This is a genomic window from Enterococcus sp. 22-H-5-01 (genome assembly GCF_050310005.1).
In the GTDB taxonomy this organism is placed as follows: domain Bacteria; phylum Bacillota; class Bacilli; order Lactobacillales; family Enterococcaceae; genus Enterococcus_A; species Enterococcus_A hailinensis.
This window is the reverse complement of sequence record NZ_CP189993.1, coordinates 1,692,834-1,700,000: the sequence shown is the minus strand read 5'-3', so window position 1 is coordinate 1,700,000 and position 7,167 is coordinate 1,692,834. Positions and strand designations below refer to the sequence as shown.

Here is a 7,167-nt window from a genome sequence, read left to right as displayed (position 1 = left end):
TAAAATAAGCAATTGAACTTATTAAAAAACTCATTCAACGCGGTGTTCTCGGTTTGTTTGGTTTGTTTCTGTATCCAGTTTTCAATGAACGATGATGACTAGTGTCATCAATGGAGCCTAGCGGGATCGAACCGCTGACCTCCTGCGTGCAAAGCAGGCGCTCTCCCAGCTGAGCTAAGGCCCCAAGTATTAAATTGAGAGTAAACCTCTCAAAACTGAACGAATAAAATAACCTGTGTAGTCTCCGTAATATTCCTTAGAAAGGAGGTGATCCAGCCGCACCTTCCGATACGGCTACCTTGTTACGACTTCACCCCAATCATCTATCCCACCTTAGGCGGCTGGCTCCAAAAGGTTACCTCACCGACTTCGGGTGTTACAAACTCTCGTGGTGTGACGGGCGGTGTGTACAAGGCCCGGGAACGTATTCACCGCGGCGTGCTGATCCGCGATTACTAGCGATTCCGGCTTCATGTAGGCGAGTTGCAGCCTACAATCCGAACTGAGAGAAGCTTTAAGAGATTAGCTTAGCCTCGCGACTTCGCGACTCGTTGTACTTCCCATTGTAGCACGTGTGTAGCCCAGGTCATAAGGGGCATGATGATTTGACGTCATCCCCACCTTCCTCCGGTTTGTCACCGGCAGTCTTGCTAGAGTGCCCAACTAAATGATGGCAACTAACAATAAGGGTTGCGCTCGTTGCGGGACTTAACCCAACATCTCACGACACGAGCTGACGACAACCATGCACCACCTGTCACTTTGCCCCCGAAGGGGAAGCTCTATCTCTAGAGTGGTCAAAGGATGTCAAGACCTGGTAAGGTTCTTCGCGTTGCTTCGAATTAAACCACATGCTCCACCGCTTGTGCGGGCCCCCGTCAATTCCTTTGAGTTTCAACCTTGCGGTCGTACTCCCCAGGCGGAGTGCTTAATGCGTTAGCTGCAGCACTGAAGGGCGGAAACCCTCCAACACTTAGCACTCATCGTTTACGGCGTGGACTACCAGGGTATCTAATCCTGTTTGCTCCCCACGCTTTCGAGCCTCAGCGTCAGTTACAGACCAGAGAGCCGCCTTCGCCACTGGTGTTCCTCCATATATCTACGCATTTCACCGCTACACATGGAATTCCACTCTCCTCTTCTGCACTCAAGTTCCCCAGTTTCCAATGACCCTCCCCGGTTGAGCCGGGGGCTTTCACATCAGACTTAAGAAACCGCCTGCGCTCGCTTTACGCCCAATAAATCCGGACAACGCTTGCCACCTACGTATTACCGCGGCTGCTGGCACGTAGTTAGCCGTGGCTTTCTGGTTAGATACCGTCAAGGGATGAACTTTTTACTCTCATCCTTGTTCTTCTCTAACAACAGAGTTTTACGATCCGAAAACCTTCTTCACTCACGCGGCGTTGCTCGGTCAGACTTTCGTCCATTGCCGAAGATTCCCTACTGCTGCCTCCCGTAGGAGTTTGGGCCGTGTCTCAGTCCCAATGTGGCCGATCACCCTCTCAGGTCGGCTATGCATCGTTGCCTTGGTGAGCCGTTACCTCACCAACTAGCTAATGCACCGCGGATCCATCCTCAAGTGACGCAAAAGCGCCTTTCAAAAGAAAACCATGCGGTTTTCTTTGTTATGCGGTATTAGCACCTGTTTCCAAGTGTTATCCCCCGCTTGAGGGTAGGTTATCCACGTGTTACTCACCCGTTCGCCACTCTTTTTCTTTCGGTGGAGCAAGCTCCGGTGAAAGAAAAAGCGTTCGACTTGCATGTATTAGGCACGCCGCCAGCGTTCGTCCTGAGCCAGGATCAAACTCTCATAAAAAGTGTTTGAAACAATCTTGCGATTGTTAAGCTCAATTTTAAAAATTGACTTGCTAGCATATTGCTTGCTATGTTTTGTTTGTTTCTATTAAAAGAAACGCCCTACACATTTGGTTTGTTTTATTCGTTCAGTTTTCAAAGGTCTACATTGTTTGTCGCTTTGTTTCAGTAACTTTTATATCTTAACAGATTTAAAAGTTGATGTCAACAACTATTTTAAAAACTTTTTCAAAAAGTTTTTAAATCTGTTATTCATTAAACAACTTAGTTATAATAACTTATTTACGTTTATAAGTCAACTTATTTTATTACTAAAATAGTTTCGATGCAAACAAAATTTATTATCATAACAAGAAATAAAATTCCATCCAATTTGGATGGAATTCGCGTGGCGACGTCCTAATCTCACAAGGGGCAACCCCTCACTACAATCGGCGCTAAGAAGCTTAACTTCTGTGTTCGACATGGGAACAGGTGTATCCTTCTCGCTATCGCCACCACACTATTTGTTTGAGTAAACTTCGTTCACTCAAAACTGGATCAGAAACATTCAAACAGCCAAGATCAATTTTTTTGGTTAAGTCCTCGATCGATTAGTATCAGTCCGCTCCGTACATCACTGCACTTCCACTTCTGACCTATCTACCTGATCATCTCTCAGGGATCTTACTTTCTTAAAGAAATGGGAAATCTCATCTTGAGGTGGGCTTCACACTTAGATGCTTTCAGCGTTTATCCCTTCCCTACATAGCTACCCAGCGATGCCTCTGGCGAGACAACTGGTACACCAGCGGTAAGTCCATCCCGGTCCTCTCGTACTAAGGACAGATCCTCTCAAATTTCCAACGCCCGCGACGGATAGGGACCGAACTGTCTCACGACGTTCTGAACCCAGCTCGCGTGCCGCTTTAATGGGCGAACAGCCCAACCCTTGGGACCGACTACAGCCCCAGGATGCGACGAGCCGACATCGAGGTGCCAAACCTCCCCGTCGATGTGGACTCTTGGGGGAGATAAGCCTGTTATCCCCAGGGTAGCTTTTATCCGTTGAGCGATGGCCCTTCCATGCGGAACCACCGGATCACTAAGCCCGACTTTCGTCCCTGCTCGACTTGTAGGTCTCGCAGTCAAGCTCCCTTGTGCCTTTACACTCTGCGAATGATTTCCAACCATTCTGAGGGAACCTTTGGGCGCCTCCGTTACCTTTTAGGAGGCGACCGCCCCAGTCAAACTGCCCATCTGACACTGTCTCCCACCACGATTAGTGGTGCGGGTTAGAGTGGTCATAACACAGGGGTAGTATCCCACCAGCGCCTCTGTCGAAACTAGCGTTCCGACTTCTACGGCTCCTACCTATCCTGTACATGTGGTACAAACACTCAATATCAAACTGCAGTAAAGCTCCATGGGGTCTTTCCGTCCTGTCGCGGGTAACCTGCATCTTCACAGGTACTAAAATTTCACCGAGTCTCTCGTTGAGACAGTGCCCAAATCGTTACGCCTTTCGTGCGGGTCGGAACTTACCCGACAAGGAATTTCGCTACCTTAGGACCGTTATAGTTACGGCCGCCGTTTACTGGGGCTTCAATTCGTACCTTCGCTTACGCTAAGCACTCCTCTTAACCTTCCAGCACCGGGCAGGCGTCAGCCCCTATACGTCATCTTTCGATTTTGCAGAGACCTGTGTTTTTGATAAACAGTCGCTTGGGCCTATTCACTGCGGCTGATCGTTAGATCAGCACCCCTTCTCCCGAAGTTACGGGGTCATTTTGCCGAGTTCCTTAACGAGAGTTCTCTCGCTCACCTTAGGATTCTCTCCTCGACTACCTGTGTCGGTTTGCGGTACGGGCCATTGTTTTCTAACTAGAAGCTTTTCTTGGCAGTGTGACATCAGGAACTTCGGTACTATTATTTCCCTCCCCATCACAACTTGTCCTTAAAGATGCAAGCATTTGACTCACTTCAAGACTTGTTGCTTGGACAGACATTTCCAATCGTCTGATTCCTTAGCCTCCTGCGTCCCTCCATTGTTCAAACAAAAACAACGGGTACAGGAATATCAACCTGTTATCCATCGCCTACGCCTTTCGGCCTCGGCTTAGGTCCCGACTAACCCTGGGCGGACGAGCCTTCCCCAGGAAACCTTAGTCATTCGGTGGACAGGATTCTCACCTGTCTTTCGCTACTCATACCGGCATTCTCACTTCTAAGCGCTCCAGCAGTCCTCACGATCTACCTTCAACGCCCTTAGAACGCTCTCCTACCAACACACCTAATGGTGTGTTCCACAGCTTCGGTAATATGTTTAGCCCCGGTACATTTTCGGCGCAGGGTCACTCGACTAGTGAGCTATTACGCACTCTTTAAATGGTGGCTGCTTCTGAGCCAACATCCTAGTTGTCTGTGCAACCCCACATCCTTTTCCACTTAACATATATTTTGGGACCTTAGCTGGTGGTCTGGGCTGTTTCCCTTTCGACTATGGATCTTATCACTCACAGTCTGACTCCCAGAGATGAATGGATGGCATTCGGAGTTTATCTGAATTCGGTAACCCGAGATGGGCCCCTAGTCCAAACAGTGCTCTACCTCCATCATTCTTACTCTGAGGCTAGCCCTAAAGCTATTTCGGAGAGAACCAGCTATCTCCAAGTTCGTTTGGAATTTCTCCGCTACCCACACCTCATCCCCGCACTTTTCAACGTACGTGGGTTCGGTCCTCCAGTGCGTTTTACCGCACCTTCAACCTGGACATGGGTAGATCACATGGTTTCGGGTCTACGACCACTTACTCATTCGCCCTATTCAGACTCGCTTTCGCTACGGCTCCGTTTTTTCAACTTAACCTCGCAAGTAATCGTAACTCGCCGGTTCATTCTACAAAAGGCACGCTATCACCCATTAACGGGCTTTAACTTGTTGTAGGCACACGGTTTCAGGATCTATTTCACTCCCCTTCCGGGGTGCTTTTCACCTTTCCCTCACGGTACTGGTTCACTATCGGTCACTAGGGAGTATTTAGCCTTGGGAGATGGTCCTCCCGGATTCCGACGGAATTCCTCGTGTTCCGCCGTACTCAGGATCCTCCTAGGTGTCAGTCAAATTTTGTCTACGGGGCTTTTACCCTTTCTAGCAGACCTTTCCAGGTCCTTCGACTATCTCACTGGACTACCATATCGGAGTCCTACAACCCCAAGAGGCAAGCCTCTTGGTTTGGGCTTTTCCCGTTTCGCTCGCCGCTACTCAGGGAATCGAATTTTCTTTCTCTTCCTGCAGGTACTTAGATGTTTCAGTTCTCTGCGTCTACCTCTAATCAGCTATGTATTCACTGAAAAGTAACATCCTATAAAAGATGCTGGGTTTCCCCATTCGGAAATCTCCGGATCAAAGCTTACTTACAGCTCCCCGAAGCATATCGGTGTTAGTCCCGTCCTTCATCGGCTCCTAGTGCCAAGGCATCCACCGTGCGCCCTTATTCACTTAACCTTATCAACCTTTCGGTTGGGTCTTACTAATTTCCATGAGCGATCATGTTCCTTAGTAATAAAATAAGCAATTGAACTTATTAAAAAACTCATTCAACGCGGTGTTCTCGGTTTGTTTGGTTTGTTTCTGTATCCAGTTTTCAATGAACGATTGAGAGTAAACCTCTCAAAACTGAACGAATAAAATAACCTGTGTAGTCTCCGTAATATTCCTTAGAAAGGAGGTGATCCAGCCGCACCTTCCGATACGGCTACCTTGTTACGACTTCACCCCAATCATCTATCCCACCTTAGGCGGCTGGCTCCAAAAGGTTACCTCACCGACTTCGGGTGTTACAAACTCTCGTGGTGTGACGGGCGGTGTGTACAAGGCCCGGGAACGTATTCACCGCGGCGTGCTGATCCGCGATTACTAGCGATTCCGGCTTCATGTAGGCGAGTTGCAGCCTACAATCCGAACTGAGAGAAGCTTTAAGAGATTAGCTTAGCCTCGCGACTTCGCGACTCGTTGTACTTCCCATTGTAGCACGTGTGTAGCCCAGGTCATAAGGGGCATGATGATTTGACGTCATCCCCACCTTCCTCCGGTTTGTCACCGGCAGTCTTGCTAGAGTGCCCAACTAAATGATGGCAACTAACAATAAGGGTTGCGCTCGTTGCGGGACTTAACCCAACATCTCACGACACGAGCTGACGACAACCATGCACCACCTGTCACTTTGCCCCCGAAGGGGAAGCTCTATCTCTAGAGTGGTCAAAGGATGTCAAGACCTGGTAAGGTTCTTCGCGTTGCTTCGAATTAAACCACATGCTCCACCGCTTGTGCGGGCCCCCGTCAATTCCTTTGAGTTTCAACCTTGCGGTCGTACTCCCCAGGCGGAGTGCTTAATGCGTTAGCTGCAGCACTGAAGGGCGGAAACCCTCCAACACTTAGCACTCATCGTTTACGGCGTGGACTACCAGGGTATCTAATCCTGTTTGCTCCCCACGCTTTCGAGCCTCAGCGTCAGTTACAGACCAGAGAGCCGCCTTCGCCACTGGTGTTCCTCCATATATCTACGCATTTCACCGCTACACATGGAATTCCACTCTCCTCTTCTGCACTCAAGTTCCCCAGTTTCCAATGACCCTCCCCGGTTGAGCCGGGGGCTTTCACATCAGACTTAAGAAACCGCCTGCGCTCGCTTTACGCCCAATAAATCCGGACAACGCTTGCCACCTACGTATTACCGCGGCTGCTGGCACGTAGTTAGCCGTGGCTTTCTGGTTAGATACCGTCAAGGGATGAACTTTTTACTCTCATCCTTGTTCTTCTCTAACAACAGAGTTTTACGATCCGAAAACCTTCTTCACTCACGCGGCGTTGCTCGGTCAGACTTTCGTCCATTGCCGAAGATTCCCTACTGCTGCCTCCCGTAGGAGTTTGGGCCGTGTCTCAGTCCCAATGTGGCCGATCACCCTCTCAGGTCGGCTATGCATCGTTGCCTTGGTGAGCCGTTACCTCACCAACTAGCTAATGCACCGCGGATCCATCCTCAAGTGACGCAAAAGCGCCTTTCAAAAGAAAACCATGCGGTTTTCTTTGTTATGCGGTATTAGCACCTGTTTCCAAGTGTTATCCCCCGCTTGAGGGTAGGTTATCCACGTGTTACTCACCCGTTCGCCACTCTTTTTCTTTCGGTGGAGCAAGCTCCGGTGAAAGAAAAAGCGTTCGACTTGCATGTATTAGGCACGCCGCCAGCGTTCGTCCTGAGCCAGGATCAAACTCTCATAAAAAGTGTTTGAAACAATCTTGCGATTGTTAAGCTCAATTTTAAAAATTGACTTGCTAGCATATTGCTTGCTATGTTTTGTTTGTTTCTAT

At 49.0% G+C, this 7,167-nt stretch carries 1 tRNA gene and 4 rRNA genes; all 5 read right to left on the bottom strand.

Annotated elements, in window-relative coordinates:
- Window positions 1-111 precede the first annotated feature (111 nt).
- A tRNA-Ala gene (locus ACQKTA_RS08585) sits at window positions 112-184 on the bottom strand.
- Window positions 185-260: 76 nt separating this feature from the next.
- Window positions 261-1,819, bottom strand: a 16S ribosomal RNA gene (locus ACQKTA_RS08580).
- Window positions 1,820-2,204: 385 nt separating this feature from the next.
- Window positions 2,205-2,320: ribosomal RNA gene (rrf, locus tag ACQKTA_RS08575) — 5S ribosomal RNA — on the bottom strand.
- A 71-nt stretch (window positions 2,321-2,391) separates the two neighbouring features.
- Window positions 2,392-5,304, bottom strand: a 23S ribosomal RNA gene (locus ACQKTA_RS08570).
- A gap of 216 nt (window positions 5,305-5,520) precedes the next feature.
- Window positions 5,521-7,079, bottom strand: a 16S ribosomal RNA gene (locus ACQKTA_RS08565).
- The 16S, 23S and 5S rRNA genes sit together here with 1 tRNA gene alongside, the layout of an rRNA operon.
- Between the last annotated feature and the right edge of the window lie 88 nt (window positions 7,080-7,167).